The sequence below is a fragment of the Roseovarius sp. PS-C2 genome, assembly GCF_018862045.1.
Lineage (GTDB): Bacteria > Pseudomonadota > Alphaproteobacteria > Rhodobacterales > Rhodobacteraceae > Roseovarius.
The window spans coordinates 83,155-107,508 of the sequence record NZ_JAHKSQ010000004.1; the positions used below are offsets into that span (position 1 = coordinate 83,155).

24 protein-coding genes are annotated in these 24,354 nt (G+C 62.7%); 17 read left to right on the forward strand and 7 right to left on the reverse strand.

Going from position 1 to position 24,354, the window contains the following annotated elements; genetic code table 11:
* Positions 1-3: 3 nt before the first annotated feature.
* The 4 genes from KPG71_RS08620 to mdh all read right to left on the reverse strand — a co-directional run bounded on the left by KPG71_RS08620 (position 4) and on the right by mdh (position 6,826).
* The gene (locus KPG71_RS08620; protein WP_216337685.1) at positions 4-2,964 is read right to left on the reverse strand and encodes a 2-oxoglutarate dehydrogenase E1 component; all 2,961 of its coding nucleotides are present in this window, start codon (positions 2,962-2,964) and stop codon (positions 4-6) included.
* A gap of 127 nt (positions 2,965-3,091) precedes the next feature.
* Positions 3,092-3,976, reverse strand: coding sequence for a succinate--CoA ligase subunit alpha (gene sucD, locus KPG71_RS08625; protein WP_216337686.1), 885 nt, complete (start codon positions 3,974-3,976; stop codon positions 3,092-3,094).
* Between the two features lie 433 nt (positions 3,977-4,409).
* On the reverse strand, positions 4,410-5,603 hold the full coding sequence (sucC, locus tag KPG71_RS08630; protein WP_216337687.1) for an ADP-forming succinate--CoA ligase subunit beta: 1,194 nt from the start codon (positions 5,601-5,603) through the stop codon (positions 4,410-4,412).
* Positions 5,604-5,863: 260 nt separating this feature from the next.
* Positions 5,864-6,826 carry a malate dehydrogenase gene (mdh, locus tag KPG71_RS08635; RefSeq protein ID WP_216337688.1) on the reverse strand — a complete coding sequence of 321 codons (963 nt, stop codon included), beginning with the start codon at positions 6,824-6,826 and terminating at the stop codon, positions 5,864-5,866.
* A gap of 161 nt (positions 6,827-6,987) precedes the next feature.
* Here mdh and KPG71_RS08640 point away from each other — a divergent pair, with 161 nt between their 5' ends.
* The 15 genes from KPG71_RS08640 (at position 6,988) to KPG71_RS08710 (ending at position 20,343) form a co-directional block, all read left to right on the forward strand.
* Complete coding sequence (locus tag KPG71_RS08640; protein WP_216337689.1) at positions 6,988-7,743, forward strand: sulfite exporter TauE/SafE family protein; 756 nt, start codon at positions 6,988-6,990, stop codon at positions 7,741-7,743.
* Positions 7,744-7,851: 108 nt separating this feature from the next.
* A complete protein-coding gene (locus KPG71_RS08645) occupies positions 7,852-8,715 on the forward strand; it encodes a CoA ester lyase (RefSeq protein WP_216337690.1) in 864 nt (287 codons plus the stop codon).
* Between the two features lie 6 nt (positions 8,716-8,721).
* Positions 8,722-9,267: an NnrU family protein gene (locus tag KPG71_RS08650; RefSeq protein WP_216337691.1), complete on the forward strand. Its 546-nt coding sequence runs from the start codon at positions 8,722-8,724 to the stop codon at positions 9,265-9,267.
* A gap of 6 nt (positions 9,268-9,273) precedes the next feature.
* Positions 9,274-9,477, forward strand: coding sequence for a DUF1737 domain-containing protein (locus tag KPG71_RS08655; RefSeq protein ID WP_073034439.1), 204 nt, complete (start codon positions 9,274-9,276; stop codon positions 9,475-9,477).
* A gap of 2 nt (positions 9,478-9,479) precedes the next feature.
* Complete coding sequence (locus tag KPG71_RS08660) at positions 9,480-10,511, forward strand: MaoC family dehydratase (protein WP_216337692.1); 1,032 nt, start codon at positions 9,480-9,482, stop codon at positions 10,509-10,511.
* A gap of 150 nt (positions 10,512-10,661) precedes the next feature.
* The gene (locus KPG71_RS08665) at positions 10,662-11,609 is read left to right on the forward strand and encodes an efflux RND transporter periplasmic adaptor subunit (RefSeq protein WP_216337982.1); all 948 of its coding nucleotides are present in this window, start codon (positions 10,662-10,664) and stop codon (positions 11,607-11,609) included.
* Positions 11,602-14,799, forward strand: coding sequence for an efflux RND transporter permease subunit (locus KPG71_RS08670; RefSeq protein ID WP_216337693.1), 3,198 nt, complete (start codon positions 11,602-11,604; stop codon positions 14,797-14,799). Before KPG71_RS08665 ends, KPG71_RS08670 begins: the two co-directional genes overlap by 8 nt.
* A gap of 291 nt (positions 14,800-15,090) precedes the next feature.
* On the forward strand, positions 15,091-15,474 hold the full coding sequence (gene sdhC, locus KPG71_RS08675; protein WP_216337694.1) for a succinate dehydrogenase, cytochrome b556 subunit: 384 nt from the start codon (positions 15,091-15,093) through the stop codon (positions 15,472-15,474).
* Between the two features lie 13 nt (positions 15,475-15,487).
* Complete coding sequence (sdhD, locus tag KPG71_RS08680; RefSeq protein WP_216337695.1) at positions 15,488-15,859, forward strand: succinate dehydrogenase, hydrophobic membrane anchor protein; 372 nt, start codon at positions 15,488-15,490, stop codon at positions 15,857-15,859.
* A gap of 18 nt (positions 15,860-15,877) precedes the next feature.
* A complete protein-coding gene (gene sdhA / locus KPG71_RS08685) occupies positions 15,878-17,683 on the forward strand; it encodes a succinate dehydrogenase flavoprotein subunit (protein ID WP_216337696.1) in 1,806 nt (601 codons plus the stop codon).
* Positions 17,683-18,006: a succinate dehydrogenase gene (locus KPG71_RS08690; RefSeq protein ID WP_253196179.1), complete on the forward strand. Its 324-nt coding sequence runs from the start codon at positions 17,683-17,685 to the stop codon at positions 18,004-18,006. Before sdhA ends, KPG71_RS08690 begins: the two co-directional genes overlap by 1 nt.
* 15 nt (positions 18,007-18,021) lie before the next feature.
* Positions 18,022-18,801 (forward strand): succinate dehydrogenase iron-sulfur subunit, encoded by a 780-nt coding sequence (locus tag KPG71_RS08695; RefSeq protein ID WP_216337697.1) that lies wholly within the window; start codon positions 18,022-18,024, stop codon positions 18,799-18,801.
* A gap of 152 nt (positions 18,802-18,953) precedes the next feature.
* Entirely contained in the window at positions 18,954-19,124 is a 171-nt protein-coding gene (locus KPG71_RS08700) for a hypothetical protein (RefSeq protein ID WP_216337698.1), read from the forward strand.
* A 158-nt stretch (positions 19,125-19,282) separates the two neighbouring features.
* Entirely contained in the window at positions 19,283-19,477 is a 195-nt protein-coding gene (locus KPG71_RS08705; RefSeq protein ID WP_216337699.1) for a hypothetical protein, read from the forward strand.
* Between the two features lie 23 nt (positions 19,478-19,500).
* Positions 19,501-20,343: a DUF1989 domain-containing protein gene (locus KPG71_RS08710; protein ID WP_216337700.1), complete on the forward strand. Its 843-nt coding sequence runs from the start codon at positions 19,501-19,503 to the stop codon at positions 20,341-20,343.
* Here the strand turns inward: KPG71_RS08710 and KPG71_RS08715 are convergent, their stop codons facing one another.
* Complete coding sequence (locus KPG71_RS08715; protein WP_216337701.1) at positions 20,344-21,000, reverse strand: ChrR family anti-sigma-E factor; 657 nt, start codon at positions 20,998-21,000, stop codon at positions 20,344-20,346. It lies immediately after the preceding gene.
* An 8-nt stretch (positions 21,001-21,008) separates the two neighbouring features.
* Positions 21,009-21,497: a sigma-70 family RNA polymerase sigma factor gene (locus KPG71_RS08720; protein ID WP_253196188.1), complete on the reverse strand. Its 489-nt coding sequence runs from the start codon at positions 21,495-21,497 to the stop codon at positions 21,009-21,011.
* Between the two features lie 366 nt (positions 21,498-21,863).
* Here KPG71_RS08720 and KPG71_RS08725 point away from each other — a divergent pair, with 366 nt between their 5' ends.
* A complete protein-coding gene (locus KPG71_RS08725) occupies positions 21,864-22,190 on the forward strand; it encodes a DUF3775 domain-containing protein (protein WP_216337703.1) in 327 nt (108 codons plus the stop codon).
* A 156-nt stretch (positions 22,191-22,346) separates the two neighbouring features.
* On the opposite strand, the gene KPG71_RS08730 is transcribed toward KPG71_RS08725, so the two are convergent.
* Positions 22,347-23,003 (reverse strand): DUF1629 domain-containing protein, encoded by a 657-nt coding sequence (locus KPG71_RS08730; protein WP_216337704.1) that lies wholly within the window; start codon positions 23,001-23,003, stop codon positions 22,347-22,349.
* 152 nt (positions 23,004-23,155) lie between these two features.
* Here KPG71_RS08730 and KPG71_RS08735 point away from each other — a divergent pair, with 152 nt between their 5' ends.
* Positions 23,156-24,331 (forward strand): benzoate/H(+) symporter BenE family transporter, encoded by a 1,176-nt coding sequence (locus KPG71_RS08735; protein ID WP_216337705.1) that lies wholly within the window; start codon positions 23,156-23,158, stop codon positions 24,329-24,331.
* The last annotated feature ends 23 nt before the right edge of the window (positions 24,332-24,354 follow it).

The window sequence follows — 24,354 nt, forward strand, 5'->3', positions numbered from 1 at the left end:
GCGTTATTTCCCTTCGATGGTGAGCGCGGCATCCACCAGCGCCTCTTGTTGTGCTTTGTGTTGCGATGCGAGGCCCGTTGCAGGCGACGCGGCGGCGGCGCGACCGGCATAGGACGGGCGGGTGTGTTTGGCCTTGATGCGCTGCAGGACCCATTCGATGTTGGGTTCGATGAAGGCCCAGGCGCCCTGGTTCTTGGGCTCTTCCTGACACCAGACCATTTCGGCCTTCTTGAAGCGTTCCAGTTCCTTGACCATCGATATGGCCGGGAACGGGTAAAACTGTTCGACGCGCAGGATATAGACATCGTCCAGCCCGCGCTTGTCGCGTTCTTCCAGCAGGTCGTAATAGACCTTGCCGGAACACATGACGACGCGCTTGATCTTGTCGTCGGGTTTCAGTTGCATGTCGGAGTTGCCGTATTGGGCATCGTCCCACAGCACCCGGTGGAAGCTGGAGCCGGTGGTGAAATCCTCGGCGGTGGAGATCGCCATCTTGTGACGCAGCAGCGATTTCGGCGTCATCATGATCAGCGGTTTGCGGTAGGTGCGGTGCAACTGGCGGCGCAGGATATGGAAATAGTTGGCCGGGGTCGTGCAGTTGGCCACGATCCAGTTGTCGCCGCCGCACATGGTGAGGAACCGCTCGAGCCGGGCCGAAGAGTGTTCGGGGCCCTGACCCTCATACCCGTGGGGCAGGAGGCAGACGAGGCCCGACATGCGCAGCCATTTGGATTCGCCCGAGCTGATGAACTGGTCGAACATGATCTGCGCGCCGTTGGCGAAATCGCCGAACTGGGCCTCCCACAGGGTCAGCGCGTTGGGTTCGGCGAGGCTGTAGCCGTATTCGAAGCCCAGCACGGCATATTCGCTGAGCATCGAGTCGATGACCTCGTAGCGGGCCTGCCCTTCGCGGATGTTGTTCAGCGGGTAGTAGCGTTCTTCGGTGTCCTGGTTGATCAGGGCCGAGTGGCGCTGGCTGAAGGTGCCGCGGGTGCTGTCCTGACCGGCGAGGCGCACGGGATAGCCTTCGAGCTGGAGTGAGCCGAAGGCCAGGGCCTCGGCGGTGGCCCAGTCGAAGCCCTTGCCGGTTTCGAACATCTTGCGCTTGGTGTCCAGAAGGCGGCCCACCGTCTTGTGCATCGGGAAGCCTTCGGGCGCGGTGGAGAGCGCGTGCCCGATCTCTTTCATGGTGTCCGGTGCGATGGCGGTTTCGCCGCGCTGGTAATCCTCGTCCTTGCTGTCGAGATGCGACCACTTGCCGTCCAGCCAGTCTGCCTTGTTGGGGCGGTATTCCTTGCCGGCCTCGAATTCGTCCGCAAGGTAGGACTGGAAGGCGGCCTTCATGTCCTCGATCTCGCCCTCGGGGATCAGGCCGTCGGCGACAAGGCGTTCGGTATAGAGGCTGAGCGTGGTCTTGTGCTTCTTGATCTTGTTATACATCATCGGGTTCGTGAACATGGGCTCGTCGCCCTCGTTATGGCCGAACCGGCGGTAGCAGATGATGTCGATCACCACGTCCTTCTGGAACTTCTGGCGGAATTCCGTGGCGACCTTGGCGGCGTGAACGACCGCCTCGGGATCGTCGCCGTTGACGTGGAAGATCGGGGCCTCGACCATCAGCGCGATATCGGTCGGATAGGGCGAGGAGCGCGAGAAATGCGGCGCGGTGGTGAAACCGATCTGGTTGTTCACCACGATATGCATGGTGCCGCCGGTCTTGTGCCCCTTGAGGCCCGACAGGCCGAAACATTCAGCCACCACGCCCTGACCGGCAAAGGCCGCATCGCCGTGCAGCAGCACGGGCAGGACGCTGGTGCGTTCGGTGTCGTGCATCTGGTCCTGCTTGGCGCGGACCTTGCCCAGAACCACGGGGTTCACCGCCTCGAGGTGCGAGGGGTTCGCGGTGAGGCTGAGATGGACCTTGTTGCCGTCGAATTCACGGTCGGAAGAGGCGCCGAGGTGGTATTTCACGTCGCCCGAGCCGTCCACGTCCTCGGGTTTGAAGCTGCCGCCCTGGAATTCGTTGAAGATGGCGCGATAGGGTTTGCCCATCACGTTGGCCAGAACCGACAGGCGGCCCCGGTGGGGCATGCCTATCACGATTTCCTTGACGCCGAGGCTGCCGCCGCGCTTGATGATCTGCTCCATCGCGGGGATCAGGCTTTCGCCGCCGTCGAGGCCGAAGCGCTTGGTGCCCATGTATTTGACGTGCAGGTATTTCTCGAACCCTTCGGCTTCGACCAGCTTGTTCAGGATGGCCTTGCGCCCCTCGCGGGTGAAGGTGATTTCCTTGTCGTAGCCTTCGATCCGCTCTTTCAGCCAGGCGGCCTGTTCGGGATCGGAAATGTGCATGTATTGCAGGGCGAAGGTGCCGCAATAGGTGCGCTTGACGATCTCCAGTATCTCGCGGATCGAGGCGACCTGAAGGCCCAGGACGTTGTCGATGAAGATCGGGCGGTCAAGGTCGGCTTCGGTGAAGCCGTAGGATTTGGGATCGAGTTCGGGGCGGTGGCCGTGATCGCGCAGGCCGAGCGGATCGAGCTCGGCGATCAGGTGGCCGCGGATACGGTAGGCGCGGATCAGCATCAGCGCGCGCACCGAGTCCAGAACGGCGCGTTTCACGGCGTCGTCGGATACCTCGACACCCTTTTCGGCGGCTTTCTGTTTGATCTTCTCGCCGGCCTTGGCAACCTCGATTTCGACGGGCCATTCGCCGGTCAGGGCGCTGGTCAGATCGTCAGCGGGCATCGGGGGCCAGTCGGCCCGCGCCCAGGAGGGGCCTTCGGCCTCGCGTTTCACATCCTGATCGCCGTCGCCCAACTGGGAAAAGAACGCCTGCCATGCCTCGTCGACCGCGTTCGGGTCGTTCGCATAGCGCGCGTAAAGCTGTTCGAGATACTCGGCATTGTGCCCCTGCATGAAGGAGGAGGCATGGAAAAGGTCGTTGGGGCTTTGATCCGTCATTGCGCGTCCTTTCTGACCGACCGTGAGAAGCTTCGGGAGAGACACCCGGTTTTCGGGTGCAGATGTCCGTCGCGAGGCTCCGTGAAGACGGGCGGGGTGCGCAATGCGTTGCGCACCCCGGAAGGCATTAACCCTTGATTGCCTCCAACACGGCCTCGCCCAATGTGGCGGGGCTGTCGGCGACGACGATACCGGCGGATTTCATCGCTTCGATCTTGTCCTCGGCGCCGCCCTTGCCACCGGCGACGATGGCGCCGGCGTGGCCCATGCGGCGGCCCGGAGGGGCGGTGCGGCCCGCGATGAAACCGGCGGTGGGCTTCCAGCGGCCTTTCTTGCGCTCGGAGGCGAGGAATTCGGCGGCTTCTTCTTCGGCGGAGCCACCGATTTCACCAATCATGATGATCGACTCGGTCTCGTCATCGGCCAGGAACCATTCCAGCACGTCGATATGTTCGGTGCCCTTGATCGGGTCGCCGCCGATACCGACGCAGGTGGATTGGCCAAGGCCCACATCGGTGGTCTGCTTGACCGCCTCGTAGGTGAGCGTCCCCGAGCGCGAAACCACGCCCACGGTGCCGCGCTTGTGGATGTGGCCGGGCATGATGCCGATCTTGCAGGCATCCGGCGTGATGACACCGGGGCAGTTCGGGCCGATCAGCGTGGAGTTCGAGGTTTCCAGCGCGCGCTTGACGCGCATCATGTCGAGAACCGGGATACCTTCGGTGATGCAGACGATCACCTCCATCCCGGCGTCGATCGCTTCGAGGATCGAGTCGGCGGCGAAGGGCGGCGGGACGTAGATGACGCTGGCGTTCGCCTCGGTTGCGTGTTTGGCCTCGTGGACCGAGTTGAACACCGGCAGGTCGAGATGCGTCTGGCCGCCTTTGCCGGGGGTGACCCCGCCGACCATTTTGGTGCCATAGGCAATGGCCTGTTCGGTGTGGAACGTGCCCTGTGAGCCGGTGAGGCCCTGACAGATCACTTTGGTGTTTTCGTCGATGAGGACTGCCATGTGTGTTTCCTATTTCAAATTTCGCGCGACTAGAACTTGCGTTCAGTGTCAATTTCGGCCCGGAATTCTCCCGTTTCCCGGTCAAGTGAGACAACTCTCCAGCCGTGTTTGCGCTCTTGTTTCTTCCATGGAGAAGCATCCGAGTAGGGCCCGCCAGCAGGTCCATCCAGCAAAATGACATCGATCACACTGTCAAACTCGTCTATTGCGCGAGCCAGATGCCGTGTTCTCTTCCGATGTCCGCTCTTTCTGGTCCAGTGAGACGGCCCGAGGTCCTGCCCGCTGAGATCAAGCTCATACGATGGCAAACCTCCTTCACGAGACAACTCGCATTTCCAAAGCGTTATGCACACGCCTGTATCTGACTCGGCAGACCACTCATTCTGGTGGTTTCCGAGCGAATACCCTAGAAACTCGAATGCTTCGGTGAACTTCATCCCTTGACGGCCTTCACGATCTTTTCAGCGCCGTCTTTCAGGTCGTCGGCGGCGATCACGTCGAGGCCGGAATTCGAGATGATTTCCTTGCCCTTCTCGACATTCGTGCCTTCGAGGCGCACCACCAGCGGCACCTTGAGCCCCACTTCTTTCACCGCGGCAATCACGCCTTCGGCGATGACGTCGCAGCGCATGATGCCGCCGAAGATGTTGACCAGGATGCCTTTGACGTTGTCGTCCGAGGTGATGATCTTGAATGCTTCGGTGACCTTTTCCTTGGTCGCGCCGCCGCCCACGTCGAGGAAGTTCGCGGGTTCCGCGCCGTAGAGCTTGATGATGTCCATCGTGGCCATCGCGAGGCCCGCGCCGTTCACCATGCAGCCGATTTCACCGTCGAGCGCGATATAGTTCAGGTCGTATTTCGACGCTTCCAGTTCCTTGGGGTCTTCCTCGGTCGTGTCGCGCAGCTCGGCGATGTCGGAGTGGCGGTAAACGGCGTTGGAATCAAAGCCCATCTTGGCGTCGAGGCATTTCAGGTCGCCCTTGTCGCTCAGGATCAGCGGGTTGATTTCCAGCATCTCCATGTCCTTGTCGAGGAACAGCTTGTAGAGAATGCCCATCAGCTTGACGCATTGTTTGACCTGCGCGCCTTCGAGACCCAGCATGAAGGCGATGCGGCGGCCGTGGAAGGGCTGATACCCCGTGGCCGGATCGACCGAGAAGCTGAGGATTTTCTCGGGGGTGCTTTCGGCGACTTCCTCGATATCCATGCCGCCTTCGGTGGAGGCGACGAAAGAGACGCGCGAGGTCTGACGATCCACGAGCAGGGCCAGGTAGAATTCCTTGTCGATATCCGAGCCGTCTTCGATGTAGATGCGGTTGACCTGCTTGCCGGCGGGGCCGGTCTGTTTGGTCACGAGGGTCGAGCCCAGCATCCGCTTGGCTTCTTCGGCGGCTTCCTCGACCGATTTGGCGAGGCGGACACCGCCGGCTTCTCCGGCGCGGGCTTCCTTGAAGCTGCCCTTGCCGCGGCCACCTGCGTGAATTTGCGCTTTGACCACCCAGAGAGGGCCGTCCATTTCGCCCGCGGCGGTCTTGGCTTCTTCGGCGCGCAGCACGACACGGCCATCCGAGACCGGGGCGCCGTAGGAGCGAAGCAGAGCCTTCGCCTGATACTCATGGATATTCATGAAATTGTCCCGTTTTGCTACGATTACCCCGTGTGTGTCATATTCGCGGGACGTGCGGGAAGTGAATTTTGCATGAGTACGGGGAATCCAAGCCATTTTCCGGCATTTGTGATCACGGCATTAAATCGTGTGATCACAAAAGATAAACATCATGAAAAATCTATGTTTGAAAGAATCATGCGCCGGGGCCGGGGCAGGGCGCGAAATGAAAAACGGCGCCGCTGGGGCGCCGCTGTTCAGGTTTGTTGTGATCTCGCCGATCAGGCCAGCGAGCCGTCGATGCCCTGGCAGGCCTCGACCAGGCCTTTGACGGCCTTGACCGAGCTGTCGAACATCGCCTGTTCGTCCTTGTTCAGCTTGATCTCGACCACGCGTTCGATGCCGCCTGCGCCGATCACGGTGGGCACGCCCACATAGAACCCGTCAAGCCCGTACTGGCCGTTGCAATGGGCGGCGCAGGGCAGGACGCGTTTCTGGTCCTTGAGGTAGGCTTCGGCCATTTCGATGGCCGAGGTGGCGGGCGCGTAGAAGGCCGAGCCGGTTTTCAGAAGGCCGACGATTTCGGCGCCGCCGTCGCGGGTGCGCTGAACGATGGCGTCCAGTTTTTCCTGCGTGGTCCAGCCCATTTTCACCAGGTCCGGCAGCGGGATGCCTGCGACGGTGGAGTAGCGGGTCAGGGGAACCATCGTGTCGCCGTGGCCACCCAGAACGAAGGCGCTGACGTCTTTCATCGACACGTCGAATTCGAGGCTGAGGAAGTGGCGGAAGCGCGCGCTGTCCAGAACACCGGCCATGCCGCAGACTTTTTCGGCGGGCAGGCCCGAGAATTTCTGCAGCGCCCAGACCATCGCGTCGAGCGGATTGGTGATGCAGATGACAAAGGCGTTCGGCGCGTTGTCGCGGATGCCTTCGCCCACGGATTTCATGACCTTGAGGTTGATGCCCAGCAGGTCGTCGCGGCTCATGCCCGGCTTGCGGGGCACACCGGCGGTGACGATGCAGACGTCTGCGCCCGCGATGTCGGCATAGTCCTGCGTGCCCTTGAGGCGTGCGTCGAACCCTTCGGAGGGGCCGGATTCCGCGATGTCGAGCGCTTTGCCTTCGGGGGTGCCTTCGGCGATATCGAAGAGGACGACGTCGCCCAGTTCCTTCATTGCAGCAAGGTGAGCAAGCGTGCCGCCGATCTGTCCTGCGCCGATGAGGGCAATCTTGGGTCTGGCCATTGGATTTGTCTCCGGTCGGTTGGAATTTTCGCGCTTGGGGTAGTCCCAAATTGGCGCGCACGCAAGGGCGCTGCGTTGCGGCGCGGATTTGGCGCGATGCTGGCGTCCGGCCATGACGCGCGCTAACACGGTGTGGAAACAGGCATTTAGGACCGTTCGCGATGATCTTGGCCGAGCCATCAGTTTTTGCGGTTGCCCTGCCCGCAGTGGTATTCGCGGGCATTTCGAAGGGCGGTTTCGGATCGGGCGCGGCCTTTGCCAGCGCGTCGATTCTGGCGCTGGTGATCGAGCCGGGGCGAGCGTTGGGGATCATGCTGCCGCTGCTGATGCTGATCGATGTGTCCACCTTGCGGCCCTATTGGCGGCGCTGGAACTGGCGCGATGCGCGGCGGCTGTTGCTGGGCTGTGTGCCGGGCGTGGCACTGGGGGCGGTGCTGTATACGGTGGCCGAGCCGGACCTGTTCCGCTTGCTGATCGGCAGTATCTGCCTGGCCTTCATCGTCTGGCGTATGGCGTTGCGCGCGGGGCTGGTGAAATTGTCGGGCCGGCCCTTGCCGGGCTGGGCGGGGATGCTGGCCGGAACGGTGGCCGGGTTCACCAGTTTCGTCAGCCATGCGGGCGGCCCGCCCGCTGCCGTTTACCTGTTGTCCCAGAGGCTGGACAAGACCACGTTTCAGGCCACCACGGTGCTCGTGTTCTGGGTTTTGAACATGATGAAATTCGTGCCCTATGCCTTTCTGGGGATATTCACGCTGGATACGGTCATGCTGGATCTGGTGCTGGCGCCGTTTGCGGTTCTGGGCGCGTGGCTGGGGGTGCGGGCGCATCGGGTAGTGCCCGAGCGCCTGTTTTTCGCCATTACATATGTGCTGCTGGCGGTGACGGGCACCAGACTGATCTGGGTTGCGCTGACCTGATCCGAGCGGCGTTTTCTGCGCCGCGGCGACAAAGTGCTTGAACTTTTCGGGCAAAAAATGGCATTTCGGCGCAAGTTTATTTCTGCATGACTCGGGAGGCGCTGCCAGATGGACACCGCGACACGGCCTTATCGTTCGGTTCTTTATATCCCCGGTTCCAAGGACAGGGCGTTGGAAAAGGCGCGTTCGCTGCCTTGTGACGCCATTATCTTTGACCTCGAAGATGCGGTCGCCCCCGAAGCCAAGGCAGAAGCGCGGCAAACGCTGGCCAACGCGCTGAAAGAGGGCGGCTATGGCAAGCGTTCCAAGATCGTGCGGATCAATGCGCTGACCACCGAATGGGGTCTGGAAGACGTGCGCGCGTTGCGCGATGCGGGGGCGGATGCGATCCTGCTGCCCAAGGTCAACACGCCCTCGGATGTGGACAACCTGGCCGATCTGCTGGGGCCGGACATGCCGATCTGGGTGATGATGGAAACGCCCGTCTGCGTGTTCAATGCGCGCGAGATTGCTGCACATGCACAGGTGTCGGGGCTGGTGGCCGGGACCAACGACCTGACCAAGGATCTGGGCTGCCGCACACGGGCCGACCGCCTGCCGCTGATGACCTCGTTGCAGATGATCGTCATGGCCGCCCGCGCGGCGCGCGGCGTTGTGGCGATCGACGGGGTTTACAACCGGTTCCGCGACGGTGACGGGCTGAAGGCGGAATGCGAACAGGGCCGCGACCTGGGCTTTGACGGCAAGACGCTGATCCATCCCGCGCAGGTCGAAGTGACCAACACCGCCTTTGCGCCGACGCAATCCGAGATCGACCTGGCCGAGCGCCAGATCGCCGCCTTCGAGGAAAGCAAGGCCTCGGGGCAGGGGGTGGCCGTGGTGGACGGGCAGATCGTCGAAAACCTGCATGTGGTTGCAGCGCAGCGGATTCTGGCCAAAGCTGCGGCCATCGCAGAGATGGCAGCGGAGTAACACGGCATGACGTATCTTATCCTTGGTCTGGTCCTTTGGGCGGCGGGCCACATGTTCAAACGGATCGCGCCGGGGATGCGCGCAGGCATGGGCAATGCCGGCAAGGGGCTGGCGGCGCTGGTGATTCTGGCCGGTGTGGTGCTGATGGTGATCGGCTATCGCGCGGCGGATGGCGCGTTTTTCTGGGGTCGTCACCCGGCCACGGTGGGCATCAACAACCTGCTGATGCTGCTATCGGTCTACATGTTCGCGGCGGCGGGGATGAAAACCGGGCTGGCGCGCAAGATGCGCCACCCGATGCTGGGCGGTGTGCGGGCCTGGGCCCTGGCGCACCTGCTGGTGAACGGCGATGTGCCGTCTTTCGTGTTGTTCGGCGGTTTGCTGATCTGGTCGCTGGTCGAGGTGAAGCTGATCAACAGTGCCGAGCCGGAATGGACCCCGCCCGCCCCTGCGCCGAAGCGCAAGGAAATTATCGCGGTTGTTGCCTCGGTCGTGGTGTTCGCGGTGATTTCGCTGGTGCATTACCAGCTTGGCTATCCTGTGTTCGGGTGATCAGAGATGCAGCTTTATCGTTTCCTGTCGGCCGACGACACGTCGGAGTTCTGCCACAAGGTCACGGCGGCCCTGAACAAGGGGTGGGCGCTGCATGGCGGCCCGACCTATGCTTTTGACCATGCCAATGGCGTAATGCGCTGCGGTCAGGCCGTGGTGAAAGAGGTGGACGGCACCTATACCCCCGATCTCAAGCTGGGAGAGCAATGACCATGGCCAAGACGAATCCGGGCCGGTTTTTCGAAGATTATTCGATTGGCGATGTCATTCGACACGCGGTGCCGCGCACCGTGTCGGGCGGCGAGCGTGCCCTCTATCATGCGCTCTACCCGGCGCGCCATGCGCTGTATTCGTCAGACGAGTTCGCGCGCGGGTGCGGTTTGCCGTCCAGCCCGCTGGACGATCTGGCGGCGTTTCATGTGGTGTTCGGCAAGACGGTGCCGGATGTGTCGCTGAATGCGCTGGCCAATCTGGGCTATGCCGAGGGCCGCTGGCTGAAGCCGGTCTATCCGGGCGATACGCTGCGCTCGACCAGCGAGGTGATCGGGCTCAAGCAGAATTCCAACGGGAAATCCGGCGTCGTTTGGGTGCGCACCAAAGGCGAAAACCAGCGCGGCGAAACCGTGATGGAGTATGTGCGTTGGGTCATGGTGCGCAAGCGCGATCCCGAGGCTGCGGCCCCCGAAACCAGCATTCCCGATCTCAAGCCCGCACTGGCTGCGGGCGATCTGGTGATCCCCGACGGGCTGAATTTTACCGATTACGATTTCACCCTCGCCGGAGAGCCGCATCGCTGGGGCGATTACGAGGTGGGCGAGGTGATCGACCATGTCGATGGCGTGACCGTCGAAGAGGCCGAGCACATGATGGCCACGCGCCTTTGGCAGAACACGGCCAAGGTGCATTTCGACGCTACCCTGCGCGAGGACGGCAACCGCCTGATCTATGGCGGGCACGTGATTTCCATGGCCCGCACGCTGAGCTTCAACGGGCTGGCGAATGCGCAGATGATCGCCGGGCTGAATGCGGGGGCCCATGCCAACCCGTGCTACAGCGGCGATACGATCAAGGCGTGGTCCGAGGTTCTGGACAAGGCGGAAACCCCGGCGCCAGGTGTGGGGGCGCTGCGCCTGCGGCTGGTGGCCACGAAGGGCGGTGAGCCGTTCACGCTCAGGGGCGAGGACGGGAAATACCTGCCGCATGTTCTGCTGGATCTGGATTACTGGGCGCTGATTCCGCTTTGACCTCGGATATCCGGGCGTGGTTGACTGTCAGGGGCGATCCTGTCACTACACATATTGTTTTCAGAATGTGAGTGATTAGGTTCGCGCCACTGTCGTCGCTGTCGGAGCATCAAAATGTCCAATATCCGATCCGCCCTGCGGGCACTTGTCATGGCTCTGTTCGTGGCCGGGCCTGCCTTTGCCACTGAAATCACGGTGGAGCCTGTCACGGTAACGGACTGGAAGGCCGTCTATGGCCGTATCGAGACGCGGGATCGCGTTCCGGCGCGGGCGCGGTTGGGCGGGACGCTGACCATACTGACCGTGGCGGAAGGCGACCGCGTGGACAGCGGTGCGCAACTGGCTCGCGTGGTGGATGAAAAGCTGGATTTCCAGCTTCGCGCGGTCGATGCCCGTTTGCAGGCCGCTGAATCGCGGCTGGAAAATGCCCGGACGGAACTGACACGCGGTGAGGAGCTGTTGCAACGGGGCGTGACCACGGCGCAGCGGCTGGATGCCTTGCGCACGCAGGTCAGCGTGATCACCAACGAGATCGCCGCCGCCCGCGCCGAGCGTCATGTCATCGAACAGCAGGTTGCCGAGGGCGATGTCTTTGCCCCGCTCGGCGGTGTCGTGCTGGATGTGCCGGTGACCGAAGGCGCTGTCGTGACGCCGGGGCAGACCATCGCCACGATGGGCGGTGGCGGTGTGTTCCTGCGCCTGGCCGTGCCCGAGCGCCATGCCGGAGCGATGAAGGAAGGCGACGACATTCAGATCGAAGGGCCGGACGGGGCGCGCACCGGGACGCTGGCCAAGGTTTATCCGTTGATCGAAAACGGCCGAGTCATCGCCGATGTCGAGGTCGGGGGGCTGAGCGAGCGCTATGTCGATGCCCGCGTTCTGGTGCGCCTGCCGGTGGGCGAGCATCAGGCCATCCTGATTCCGCGCGATGCGGTGATCACGCGGTCGGGGCTGGATTTCGTGCGCGTGACCGAAGACGGCGAAGCCATCTTGCGCAGCGTCGTCGTCGGCCCGGCCCATGATCGCGACGGAACGGCGATGGTTCACATACTGACGGGATTGCAGCCCGGCGATGTGGTGGTGAGCGGCGATGAGTGATCAGGACAACAGCGATCGCGCCCTCGGGCTGGCGGGGCGGCTGACGCGGGGCTTCATCACCTCGCCCCTGACGCCGCTGATCATTCTGGCGGCGCTGGCCGTGGGACTGATCGCGCTGATCAGCCTGCCGCGCGAGGAAGAGCCGCAGATTTCCGTACCGCTGGTGGATATCCATATCCAGGCTTCGGGCCTGACCGCCGAGGATGCGGTGCAACTGGTGAGCGAGCCGATGGAAAGCATCGTGCAGGCCATCGACGACGTGGAGCATGTCTATTCGCAGACTTACGACGATGCCGCGATGGTGACCGCCCGGTTCAAGGTGGGCACCCCGGCGGATGCGGCGATCCTGCGGGTGCATGAAAAGGTGCGCGCCAATCTGGATCGTATCCCGGTGGGCATTCCCGAGCCGCTGATCGTGGGGCGGGGCATCAACGATGTAGCTATCGTGACGCTGACCTTGTCGGGCAAGCCGGGGCACGAGGTGTCGTCCTACGATCTGACGCGGATCGCCCGGACCTTGCGGAGTGAGCTGACCAAGATCGGGGATGTCGGCCTGACCTATCTGACCGGAGAGGCGCAGGAAGCGATCCGCGTGGCCCCCGACCCCGAGAAGCTGGCGCTGTACGGTGTGACGCTGCAACAACTGGCGGGCAAGGTGCAAAGCGCCAACCGGGCCTTCAGCACCGGCAAGCTGCGCGATGGCGGGCAGCAGATCGACCTGATCGCAGGCGAAACCCTGACCGATCCCGCCGAGATCGCCAGCCTGCTGGTGACCACGCGCGACGGGCGGCCCGTATATGTGGGTGACGTGGCCGGGATCGAATTCGTGCCCGACATGTCGGAACAATACGCGGCCAACATCACCCGCGCCGAAGGCGGCGAGTTGCATCGCGCGCCCGCGGTCACGTTGGCGCTGGCCAAGCGCGCCGGGGCCAATGCGGTGATCGTGGCCGAGGAAATCCTGCACAAGGTTCACATGCTGGAGGGCGATCTGATCCCCGAAAGCGTGGCCCTGTCGGTGACGCGCGATTACGGCGAAACGGCCAATGAAAAGGCCAATGAACTGCTGTTCCATCTCGGGCTGGCCACGGTGTCGATCATCGCGCTGGTCTGGCTGTCGATTGGTTGGCGCGAAAGCATCGTGGTGGCGGTGGTCATTCCGATGACCATTCTTCTGACGCTGTTTGCGGCGTGGATCATGGGCTATACGCTGAACCGCGTGTCGCTGTTCGCGTTGATCTTTTCCATCGGCATTCTGGTGGATGACGCGATTGTGGTGATCGAGAACATCTCGCGGCATTGGCAGTTGGACCGGGGCAAAAGCCGGATCAGGGCGGCGGTCGACGCCGTGGCCGAAGTGGGCAATCCCACCATAGTTGCCACGCTGACCGTGGTGGCGGCGCTGTTGCCGATGCTGTTCGTGTCGGGCCTGATGGGCCCCTACATGAGCCCGATTCCGGCCAATGCCTCGGCGGCGATGATCTTTTCGTTTTTCGTGGCGGTGATGGTGACGCCGTGGCTGATGATCAAGGTGGCGGGCAAGGGCCCGCTCCACCACGAAGAGGGCGAGGGCGCCTTGGGCCGTATTTACCGCAAGGTGGCCACGCCCATTCTGGCGACCAAGGGGCGCAGCGGGCTGTTCCTGTTGCTGACGGTGGTGATCTCGTTCGGCTCGCTCGGGTTGCTTTATACCAAGGACGTGACGGTGAAGCTGCTGCCCTTCGACAACAAGTCGGAATTGTCGGTGGTGGTCGATCTGCCCGAGGGGGCTTCGGTCGAGGCGACGGATGCGGTGGTGCAACAGGTGGCGCGCACGGTGATGGACTTGCCCGAGGTCGTGGCCGCGCAAACCCATTCCGGCACGGCGGCCCCGTTCAATTTCAACGGGCTGGTGCGGCATTACTACCTGCGGGCGATGCCCGAGCAGGGCGATGTGCAGGTGAACCTGTTGCCCAAGGGCGAGCGGGAACGCACCAGTCACGAGATCGCACTGGATCTGCGTGAACGGGTGGCGGCGTTGGACCTGCCCGAGGGCACGGTCGTGAAAACCGTCGAACCGCCGCCCGGCCCGCCGGTGCTGGCGACCCTTCTGGCCGAGGTGTATGGCCCCGATGCCGAAACCCGGCGCGAGGTGGCGCGCAAACTGCGTTCGGCCTTCGAGGATGTGCCCTATGTGGTGGATGTGGACGACAGTTTCGGCGTGCAGCCCCGGCGGCTGCGGGCGACGATTTCCTCCGACGACCTGGAATTCTTTGGCGTACAAGAGGCCGATGTGTTCGACACGCTGGCCATCCTCAACGGTCAGACGACGGTGGGATATTCGCATCGCGGCGAAGGGCGCGATCCGATTCCGATCACCGTGGCGCGCGCCAAGGGCGACCGGGTGATGGATCAGCGGATGCTGTCCACCCCGATCCCGGCCAACGTGTTGCCGGGGGCGCGGGGCGTGGTCGAACTGGGCGATGTGGTGCAACTGCGCGAGGAACAGGCCTCGTTCCCGGTGTTCCGGCGCAACGGGCGCGAGCTTGAGATGGTCACGGCCGAACTGGCCCGGGATTTCGAGGCCCCGCTTTACGGCATGCTGGCCGTGGCCGAACGGATCGACGACATGGACTGGCCCGAGGGGCAGAAACCGCAGATCGCGCTGAACGGGCAGCCCGCCGACGAAAGCGGTGTGACCCTGTTGTGGGATGGCGAGTGGGAGGTCACCTGGGTGACGTTCCGTGACATGGGGGCGGCGTTCGGTGTGGCGTTGCTGGGGATTTACATTCTGGTGGTGGCGCAGTTCGGATCGTTCCGCGTGCCGCTGGTGATCCTGACGCCGGTGCCGCTGACCTTTATCGGGATCATGCTGGGCCACTGGCTGTGGGGCGCGCCGTTTTCGGCCCCGTCGATGATCGGGTTCATCGCGCTGGCCGGGATCATCGTGCGCAATTCTATCCTGTTGGTGGATTTCATCCGCCATACCGACCCGGCGGGCAAAAGCGATCTGGAGATCCTGATCGAGGCCGGTGCGATCCGGTTCCGCCCGATCCTGCTGACCGCTCTGGCGGCGATGATCGGGGCGGCGGTGATCTTGGCCGATCCGATCTTTCAGGGGCTGGCATTGTCGCTGTTCTTTGGTCTGATTTCCTCGACCCTGCTGACGGTGCTGGTGATTCCGGCGATTTACCGGTTGTTCAAGACCTGAAGGCCGATTTGTGATCACGAATTGCCGAGCGGGTTTCGCGCAGCGCAAGGGAGCAAAAAGACTCAGCAGGCCGGGGGATTGTCGAAATGTGGACAATTGAAACGGAAAATTGCCGATATTTGTGATCACGTAAATTCTGGCGTGATCACAAATAACCGTTCTGCGACGAATTGCTTGCAGATTCCGGCGATTGGGGCTGTGCAAACCCCGTTCAGGCGCTAAAAGAGGTTCCGTAAACGGGCGCGCCCGCGTCGAGGGCTGCGCACCAAGACGAAAACGAAGGGACCGACCATGGCCGACGTGAACCAGGGCGAACGCCCCCTGTCACCGCATCTGCAAGTCTATCGCCCCCAGCTGACCTCGATCACTTCGATCCTGACACGGATCACCGGCAACGCGTTGATCGTTGCCGCGCTTCTGGTCGTCTGGTGGCTGCTGGCCGCCGCGACGGGGCCGGAGTATTTCGCTACGGCCAATGCCGTCGTTACATCGTGGTTCGGCGATCTGGTCTTTACCCTGTCGCTTTGGGCGGTCTGGTATCACTACCTGGCCGGTCTGCGGCATCTGTATTTCGATGCGGGCAAGGGGCTTGAAATCGAAGCCGCCGAAAAGCTGGGCATCGCCTGCATCGCAGGATCGGTCGTCCTGACCGTCATCACGCTGATCATCATCTGAGGGGAGGCCAGCCATGCGTTATCTGACCGCACGCAAGCGAGCCGAAGGTCTGGGCGCCGCCCATACCGGCACCGAGCATCACTGGTACATGACCGTCAGCGCCGTGGGCCTGGCGCTGATCGTGCCGATTTTCCTGTTCGTCTTTGGCCGCACCCTGGGTGGGACGCACGAAGAGGTCACGCAGGCCTTTTCGCATCCTGCCATGGCCATCCTGACCATGCTGGTCCTGTTCGTGGGCCTGCAGCATTTCCGCAAGGGCGCGCAGATCATGATCGAGGATTATTCGCGCGGGATCACTCGCAAGATCCTGATCATCTCGGCCACGGTGCTGAGCTACGGGATGATGGCCACGGGCCTGTTCGCCGTTCTCAAGATCGCCCTTTAACCCCGGAGTTTTCAGGCAATGGCTGCTTACGAATACGAAACACATGATTATGACGTGGTTGTCGTGGGGGCGGGGGGCGCCGGGCTGCGCGCCACGCTCGGCATGGCCGAGCAGGGCCTGCGCACGGCCTGCGTGACCAAGGTTTTCCCGACGCGTTCGCATACCGTGGCGGCGCAGGGCGGCATTGCCGCGTCGCTGTCGAACATGGGGCCCGATCACTGGCAGTGGCACATGTACGACACCGTCAAGGGCAGTGACTGGCTGGGCGATACCGACGCCATGGAATACCTGGCGCGCGAGGCCCCCAAGGCCGTGTATGAACTGGAACATTACGGCGTTCCCTTCAGCCGCACCGAAGAGGGCAAGATTTACCAGCGCCCGTTTGGTGGCCATACCACCGAATTCGGCGAAGGCCCCCCGGTGCAGCGCACCTGCGCCGCCGCCGACCGGACCGGCCACGCGATCCTGCACACGCTTTACGGCCAGAGCCTCAAGAACAACGCGGAATTCTACATCGAATATTTCGCCATCGACCTGATCATGAGCGATGACGGCGCCTGCACCGGCGTTGTCTGCTGGAAGCTGGACGATGGCACGATGCATGTGTTCAACGCCAAGATGGTCGTGCTGGCCACCGGTGGCTATGGCCGGGCCTATTTCAGCGCGACCAGCGCGCATACCTGCACCGGCGACGGGGGCGGTATGGTGGCCCGTGCGGGCCTGCCCCTGCAGGACATGGAATTCGTGCAGTTCCACCCGACGGGCATCTATGGCTCGGGCTGCCTGATCACCGAAGGCGCACGCGGCGAGGGGGGTTACCTGACCAACAGCGAAGGCGAACGGTTCATGGAGCGCTATGCGCCCAACTACAAGGACCTTGCGCCGCGCGATTATGTCAGCCGCTCGATGACCATGGAAATCCGCGAGGGCCGGGGCGTGGGGGCGAATGGCGACCACATTCACCTGAACCTGTCGCACCTGCCACCCGAGGCGCTGCAACTGCGCCTGCCCGGTATTTCGGAATCGGCCCGCATCTTTGCCGGTGTGGACGTGACCAAGGAACCGATCCCGGTGCTGCCGACGGTGCATTACAACATGGGCGGTATCCCCACGAACTACTGGGGCGAGGTTCTGAACCCCACCAAGGACGATCCGCATGCCGTCGTGCCCGGCCTGATGGCCGTGGGCGAGGCCGGTTGCGCCAGCGTTCACGGGGCGAACCGCCTCGGCTCGAACTCGCTGATCGACCTTGTGGTGTTCGGCCGTGCCGCTGCCATTCGCGCGGGCAAGGTTGTCGATCCCGAAAGCGCGGTTCCGGCGACGAACACCGCGCAGGTCGACAAGGCGTTCGACCGCTTCGACACCCTGCGCAATGCCGATGGTGCGATTGCAACCGCCGATCTGCGTCTGGAAATGCAGAAGACCATGCAGGAAGACGCCGCCGTGTTCCGGACCTCGGAAACGCTGGCCGAAGGCGTCAAGAAGATGGAAGCCATCGCCGGCAAGATGGGCGACCTGAAGGTCAGCGACCGCAGCCTCGTGTGGAACTCGGACCTGATGGAAACGCTGGAACTGACCAACCTGATGCCCAATGCGCTGGCCACCATCAACGGTGCCGAGGCGCGCAAGGAATCCCGTGGCGCCCACGCGCACGAGGATTTTTCCAAGCGCGACGACAAGAAATGGCGCGTTCACACCATCGCGCGGGTTGGCGATACCACCGTCGATCTGAGCTATCGCCCGATCATCGAAGACCCGCTGACCCCGGAATCCGAGGGCGGCATCAGCATCAAGAAGATTGCCCCCAAGGAGCGGACGTTCTGATGATGCGGGTTCTGTCCGGTCTGGCCCTGGTTGCCGTGCTGTCGGGCTGTAACGTGGCGAACGACGCTGCTGACAGGCTGGCGCGCGATCAGGCAAAGGCCGTGGTGAACGGTGTCGTGGAACAGAGATTCCCCGGTGTGAATGCCGCGCCGGTGACGGACTGCATCATTGATGCGGCCTCGGCGCGGGAAATCCTGACAATTGCCGGGGCGTCTGTCTCTGGCGTGACCGAATCGACGGTAGAGCAGGTGCTGGACATCGCGCAGCGCCCCGAAGCCGTGCAATGCATCGCCGGGAACAGCATGACGCTGTTCGGCGGCTGAGCGGAGGAGACGAAAATGGTTCAACTCAGACTCCCCAAGAATTCCCGCATGACGGCGGGCAAGACATGGCCCAAGCCCGAGGGCGCGAGCAATGTCCGCAAGTTCCAGATCTATCGCTGGAACCCGGATGACGGCGAAAATCCTCGTGTCGATACCTATTTCGTGGATATGGACGATTGCGGGCCGATGGTTCTGGATGCGCTGATCTACATCAAGAACAAGGTCGACCCGACGCTGACCTTCCGCCGCTCTTGTCGCGAGGGGATTTGCGGCTCCTGTGCGATGAATATCGACGGGATCAACACGCTGGCCTGTATCTACGGCATGGATGAAATCAAGGGCGACGTGAAGATTTACCCGCTACCGCACATGCCGGTGGTCAAGGACCTGATCCCCGACTTGACGCATTTCTACGCGCAGCACGCGTCGATCATGCCCTGGCTGGAAACCAAGACGAACCGCCCGGCCAAGGAATGGAAGCAGTCCATCGAAGACCGCGCCAAGCTGGATGGCTTGTATGAATGCGTGATGTGCGCCAGTTGTTCGACCTCGTGCCCCAGCTATTGGTGGAACGGCGACAAATATCTTGGGCCGGCGGCGTTGTTGCATGCCTATCGCTGGATCATCGACAGCCGCGACGAGGCCACGGGCGAGCGTCTGGACGATCTGGAAGACCCGTTCAAGCTGTACCGCTGTCATACGATCATGAACTGCACCAAGACCTGCCCCAAGGGTCTGAACCCGGCCAAGGCCATCGCAGAGATCAAGAAGATGATGCTGGATCGGGCGGTCTGACCGGATTTCAGGCGTAAAATCGAAAGCCCCGGCGCTGGACCGGGGCTTTTTTGTGCATTTTGCGCCCTGCGCATAGCGCGTCTGCAATTGTGTCTGTGTAATGCTGCGGTGCAGAAGCCTATATTCTGCGGTGCAACATGATGGAGAGACCCATGGCACTTGCAGTCAAACAGATGCACAGCGAAGTTCCTGAATCCGACGCCAAAGCCGAGAATATGGCGGATTGGTTCGAGGTTTACTATCAGGACGAGCCTGCAAACAAACCCGCTGCGCCCGCCGGTCCCGAGATGACCGCGCTGGAGCAGATGTACGCCTATTACTGAGGCGATCAATCGCGGGTGGCCCGGCGACGCGAAACAGGCCGGGCCGCCGCGCGTCATGTGGTAACCAGTACGATACCGGGCCAGTTTGCCCAAAGCGCCGGTTTCGGCGCGGATGCAGGGCAGTTATAAGGGCCTCGCAATCATAGCGGGGTGCAGCCTTGATCATCGTCGTCGGCCTGATCGTGGCCTTTCTTCTGATCGTGATCTTCTCGAACCGGCGCACGCGTCAGTGCCGCTGGCGCGAATATCGTCGTGGCGACAGAGATGGGCAGCGTAAATATCGCTGCATGGCCTGTGGGGCCGAGGCCTTTACATCCAACGGAAAACCCCCTTTGGATTGCAAGGCCAACTGAGACCGACCCGGAAAGACCACCCGATGCAAGAGCCCACGGATGCCGCCGCCCGCCGCGCAGTGAAACCTGTCATCTGCTATCCCAACGATACGCTACCCGCGCCGGATATGGCGCTCTATGCCAGCGCGCGTCAGACCGCCAGAAAGGTTGGTGAGGTAGAGGTGCCCCCACGCGATGCCGCCTGTTTCCGGGTGGCTGCCGGACAGTTTTTCCGCATCTCATCGGTCGAAGGCCCGCAGGTGGGTGATCTGAACCTGTGGAACTCCCATGACCTGTCCGAAAGGTTCTATTCCGGCAAATCCCGCGCATTGCATGGCACCCATCTGAGCGCGGGCGAGCGGATGTGGTCATCCTTTCCGTTTCTGCGCCCGATGGCGACGATCACCGACGATACGTTGGGCTGGTATGGCATGGATGAGTTCGGCGGCTCGGTGCATGACGTGATCGGCACGCGCTGCGATCCTTACACCGGCAACCTGCTGTCCGGGGCGCAATACCACCATTGCTGCCACTCGAACCTGACGCGTGCGCTGGCCGACGAGACGGGCATGACCCTGAGCGAGGCGGAGCCGCATGTGCATGACGTGCTGAACGTGTTCATGTGCACCGGCTTTACCCGCGATACGGGTCAATATTTCATGAAGGCCAGCCCGGTGCGGCCCGGCGATTATCTGGAGTTCTTTGCCGAGATCGACCTTCTGGGGGCTTTGTCGGCCTGTCCGGGGGGCGATTGTTCTTCGGAACACTCCAGCGATGCGGCGGCGTGTCATCCCCTGCTGGTCGAGGTGTTTGCGCCCGCTGACGGTGCGTTGACAGGGTGGCAAAGCCCGCCGGTGAACGGCTATGACCGCAGCCACGGGCGTTGATCAAATCCGCAGGAACGGTTGTGCGAGGCGTGGCAGGAGCCCTTTGAACCGCAAGGGGGCGTCCGTTGCGGCAAGGCAGATACAATCGGCCCCCGCATCCGCAACCGGCCTGTGATCCAGATCCTCGTCGGCCACCTCGATATCGCCGGGGCCGAAGCGGTCGACCTCGTCATGGAATGCGCCCTGCAGGACGAGCGTCAGTTCCGTGCCGCGATGCCCGTGGTCGGGGACAGCGGCGCCCGCCGGGATATAAAGCAGCCGCGCGGTTGCATCGCGTGCGGTGGGGATGATCGCCTGCCTGACGCCCATCCCGACAGGCCGCCAGCGGACGCAATCCAGATCACCGCCGATATAGTCCTGCACGGGACGGGGCAAAACGCCGTCGACGCGCGGAGCGGAGTGGCCCTGGGGCTGTTGCGGGCCCTCTGCCGTGAGCCTCTCCAGCGTGGCCTCGAGGCTGCCAGCCGCCATGGGGCTGGCCTCTGCAGTGTCGATCAGGACACCGCCAACGGCCTCGAACGCCCCCAGACGTGCACGGCAGTCGTCACACAGCGAGATATGGGCCGCCACCGTCAGGCTGAACGCCTCGGGGAGGGTGCCGGCTGAATAGGCCATCAGTAGGGCATCCGTCAGGTGGTGTTTGATCTGGTCTTGCATCGCGGTTTTCACTTCATTGCGTGGCGCAGGCGGTCCAGCGCCAGACGTATTCTGGATTTGATCGTGCCCAGGGGCAGGCCGGTTTGCCGGGCGATTTCCCGGTGGCTCAGATCGCCGAAATAGGCCTTTTCAATCAGTAGTTTCTGTTTGTCGGGCAGGCGTGAGATTGCCTGGCCCAGCAAGGCGCTTTCCTGTTGCAGGGCCAGAATATCGGCCTGGTCCGGTTCGGATTCGGGCCCCCATGGCAGGTCCGCGGGATCGGGGCGTTTCATTTTACGGATCGCGTCGACCCTGCGATTGCGCGCGATGGTGAAAACCCATGTCGCGACGCTGGCGCGGGAGGGATCGAACAGATGCGCCTTTTGCCACAAGGTCGCCATCACGTCCTGCGCGCATTCTTCGGCCAGCGCCGCATCGGCCCCGGATTTCATCAGAAATGCCTTCACGCGTGGGGCGAAATGGTGGAACAGCTCCGCAAAGGCCGCCTGATCCTGCATGTCCCTGACCCGGACGATGCAGGTGACCCAATGCTCGTTCTGACTGTCTGTCGCGTTCGCCACTGGCGCCTTGTCCGATCTGGTTGCGGCCTTCGGCATGGGTTTAGCACGTCGCCGCAGGCTGGACGAGAGCCAGGGCCGGTCAGGCGTTTCAGTGTGTTGCAACATGGTTCTTCTACGTGGGGAACAACAGGACGGATCACCCTTTCAAAGGTTTTCCGGCCCCGGCGTCACCGATGCCGTCGGGCCATAAGGCGGGGGGTGATGCGAACCTGCGATCTGTGGGCGTCTTTTTGCGTAAGATCAAAGACGAAAGAGATACAGCGGCTCAATCCTGTGATATGCTACGCGAACAGGAGATGAACCATGCTGGATATTAGCACATACAAGATTGCCCAGGTCGTGTTGATGGCGCGCGAACTGGAGCGGGCCGAGCCCGAGCTGCGCGCCTTTATCGAGCGGCTGACCGAGGAGGAACAGGCCAGCCTTGTGGCGCTGATGTGGATCGGGCGAGACAGCTTCACCTCGGACGAACTGGAAGAGGCCAAGCGCACCGCCAGAGACGAGGCGACCACGCCCACCGCCGATTACCTGCTGGGCACGCCGCACCTGTCGGACCATCTGGAAAACGGGCTGGACGAGCTGGGCATTTCCATCGTCGATGACGAGGACGATCTGGTGCGCGGCGGCTGATCGCGCGAATCGCGGTTAACGCGCTGATTTTGCAGAAAATTCACTTTCGGTAAAACGTCGGTATCGCGTCGGTATTGTATCGGCGCGTCCGGCGGTGCCGGGCGGGGTTAACGGGGCGAACGCCCGCGCAGGCGGGCAATCGGGCCGCGGGATACGTCAGGCCACGATCGTGGCAGCGATTGGGCCGAAATCCTTCGTTGCAAGCTCGGCGGCCTCGATGGCCTGTTTCAGGCGGTCGCTGAAAAACAGGCGTTCGCTTAGGTTCGGGTGGGCCCAGAGATCGACGCCTTCGGCGGCCGACGCCCGGACCGCCAGCCTGTCCCGAGTGAAATCGGCGGCCCATGGCGCGTTTGGGCGGGGCTCGGTTTCGCCATAACGGATCATCTGCCTGACATACTCCGACGCTTCGGGCACGAAACAGTCCTTGGTTTCGGCCACATGCAGGATGTAATGCGGCGGATAGTCTGACAGGGTTTCGCCATCGGGTTGGTAAATCGGCACCTCGAACAGACCAGTCCGGCCCAGATCGAACCGGGTCAGCACATCCCGGAACTTTGGAGAGATGACCAGAAGGCCATCGATAATAATGAATGCATCCTTGCAAGTGCTAGCAATGCGTTCGTGACCCCGCTTCAGAGTGAGATGTGTCGGAGCATCTTTACGGGCAACGGGACGATATAGAATGAAATCGTGCTTATACTCCAGTGCGTCACGCTCGATAGAAAAATCCATACGCAATTGCACATTGGTCGATTGCAGAATGCGCGTATACCAGATTTTCGGCAGGTCATCAGGGGCGGTTTCGTTGGGCAAGATAAACCTCGGGGAAACGGGAAATACTTGTATGCCGTGAATCCTACACACGCTTTCGTTGCGGGGGAAGAGTTGGCGTGACGGCTTGGCCCTCTGTCGATTTCATGGCATGGCGGGGGCGCGATATTTCAAACGTCACCGGACCTGATTTCATGATCAAAGAGCTTTCGCCCTCGGCGGTTTACATGGGGCTGCTGGCCGCCTTCGTGGGCTATACCGCGTCTTTCGCCATCGTTCTGGCCGGGTTGACCAGCATGGGCGCGACCGAGGCGCAGGCGGCGACGGGGCTGTTCTTTGCCACGCTCGGCATGGGGGTGTGCAGCATCGTTCTGCCCGCCGTTTCGCGGGTTCCGGCAGCGGTGGCGTGGTCCACCCCCGGCGCGGCGTTCATGGCGGCCAGTGTGGCCCTGCCCGGCGGCTTTGCCGAGGCGGTGGGCGCGTTGATCTGCTGTGCGGTGTTGATCCTGATTACCGGGATCGTCCGGCCCCTTGGCCGTCTGGTGGCGGCAATCCCCAAGCCGGTGGCGAACGCGCTACTGGCGGGGGTGCTGTTCAAGTTGTGCCTTGCCCCGGCAATGGCGATGGGCAGCGTGCCGGGCCTGATCCTGCCGGTGATCGGGGCGTGGATCGTCGGGCTGACATGGAACAAGCTGTCGGCGATGCCGCTGGCGCTTCTGGCCTTTCTGGTGGTGTTCTTCGTGGGCGTGGACATGCCCGACGGCGCGGCGATGGGGCAGGGGGGCTGGCGGCCCGACCTTGGGCCGCTGACGCCGGTGTTCACGCTGCAAGGGTTCGTGTCGGTCGCGATCCCGCTGTTTCTGGTCACGATGGCGGGGCAGAACATTCCCGGTTTCGCGGTGCTGGAAATGCATGGCTATCAGTTCAAGCGCCAGCCCTTGTTGCGCCAGACCGGGCTGGCCAGCCTGTTGATCGCGCCCTTCGGGGCGATCCCGATGAACATGTCGGCGATCACCGCCGCGATGATGTCGAGCGAGGATGCCGGGCGCGACCCGTCGCGCCGGTACTGGGCGGCGATCGTTTCGGGGGTGGGCTATGTGGTGCTGGCCTTTCTGGCGGGGCCGGTAACGGCGCTGGCCACGCTGGCCCCGAGCGAGCTGATCACCGGGCTGGCGGGGCTGGCGCTGATTCCGGCGCTGGTCGGGTCGCTTCGCGGGGCGTTTTCGGACCCGACCCAGACAGAAGGACCGGCGCTGACATTCCTGATCACCGCCAGCGGCATGGTGATGTGGGGGATCAGCGGCGCGGTCTGGGGCGTTGTCGCCGGGGTTCTGCTGTGGCTGGTCAAACAGGCGTTTCGCAGGGTTTGACAGCGGGTCGGGGGCCGGTGCGG

What these genes read in the sequence shown, in the direction of transcription:
- KPG71_RS08725 (WP_216337703.1), top strand. Translation starts at nt 21,864, where the DNA reads ATGCTGGATATTAGCACATACAAGATTGCCCAGGTCGTGTTGATGGCG.
- sucC (WP_216337687.1), bottom strand. Translation starts at nt 5,603, where the DNA reads ATGAATATCCATGAGTATCAGGCGAAGGCTCTGCTTCGCTCCTACGGC.
- sdhC (WP_216337694.1), top strand. Translation starts at nt 15,091, where the DNA reads ATGGCCGACGTGAACCAGGGCGAACGCCCCCTGTCACCGCATCTGCAA.
- KPG71_RS08720 (WP_253196188.1), bottom strand. Translation starts at nt 21,497, where the DNA reads ATGCAGGATCAGGCGGCCTTTGCGGAGCTGTTCCACCATTTCGCCCCA.
- KPG71_RS08655 (WP_073034439.1), top strand. Translation starts at nt 9,274, where the DNA reads ATGCAGCTTTATCGTTTCCTGTCGGCCGACGACACGTCGGAGTTCTGC.
- sucD (WP_216337686.1), bottom strand. Translation starts at nt 3,976, where the DNA reads ATGGCAGTCCTCATCGACGAAAACACCAAAGTGATCTGTCAGGGCCTC.
- KPG71_RS08665 (WP_216337982.1), top strand. Translation starts at nt 10,662, where the DNA reads ATGGCTCTGTTCGTGGCCGGGCCTGCCTTTGCCACTGAAATCACGGTG.
- KPG71_RS08695 (WP_216337697.1), top strand. Translation starts at nt 18,022, where the DNA reads ATGGTTCAACTCAGACTCCCCAAGAATTCCCGCATGACGGCGGGCAAG.
- KPG71_RS08640 (WP_216337689.1), top strand. Translation starts at nt 6,988, where the DNA reads ATGATCTTGGCCGAGCCATCAGTTTTTGCGGTTGCCCTGCCCGCAGTG.
- KPG71_RS08710 (WP_216337700.1), top strand. Translation starts at nt 19,501, where the DNA reads ATGCAAGAGCCCACGGATGCCGCCGCCCGCCGCGCAGTGAAACCTGTC.
- KPG71_RS08650 (WP_216337691.1), top strand. Translation starts at nt 8,722, where the DNA reads ATGACGTATCTTATCCTTGGTCTGGTCCTTTGGGCGGCGGGCCACATG.
- mdh (WP_216337688.1), bottom strand. Translation starts at nt 6,826, where the DNA reads ATGGCCAGACCCAAGATTGCCCTCATCGGCGCAGGACAGATCGGCGGC.
- KPG71_RS08690 (WP_253196179.1), top strand. Translation starts at nt 17,683, where the DNA reads ATGATGCGGGTTCTGTCCGGTCTGGCCCTGGTTGCCGTGCTGTCGGGC.
- sdhD (WP_216337695.1), top strand. Translation starts at nt 15,488, where the DNA reads ATGCGTTATCTGACCGCACGCAAGCGAGCCGAAGGTCTGGGCGCCGCC.
- KPG71_RS08620 (WP_216337685.1), bottom strand. Translation starts at nt 2,964, where the DNA reads ATGACGGATCAAAGCCCCAACGACCTTTTCCATGCCTCCTCCTTCATG.
- KPG71_RS08700 (WP_216337698.1), top strand. Translation starts at nt 18,954, where the DNA reads ATGGCACTTGCAGTCAAACAGATGCACAGCGAAGTTCCTGAATCCGAC.
- KPG71_RS08715 (WP_216337701.1), bottom strand. Translation starts at nt 21,000, where the DNA reads ATGCAAGACCAGATCAAACACCACCTGACGGATGCCCTACTGATGGCC.
- sdhA (WP_216337696.1), top strand. Translation starts at nt 15,878, where the DNA reads ATGGCTGCTTACGAATACGAAACACATGATTATGACGTGGTTGTCGTG.
- KPG71_RS08660 (WP_216337692.1), top strand. Translation starts at nt 9,480, where the DNA reads ATGGCCAAGACGAATCCGGGCCGGTTTTTCGAAGATTATTCGATTGGC.
- KPG71_RS08670 (WP_216337693.1), top strand. Translation starts at nt 11,602, where the DNA reads ATGAGTGATCAGGACAACAGCGATCGCGCCCTCGGGCTGGCGGGGCGG.
- KPG71_RS08645 (WP_216337690.1), top strand. Translation starts at nt 7,852, where the DNA reads ATGGACACCGCGACACGGCCTTATCGTTCGGTTCTTTATATCCCCGGT.
- KPG71_RS08735 (WP_216337705.1), top strand. Translation starts at nt 23,156, where the DNA reads ATGATCAAAGAGCTTTCGCCCTCGGCGGTTTACATGGGGCTGCTGGCC.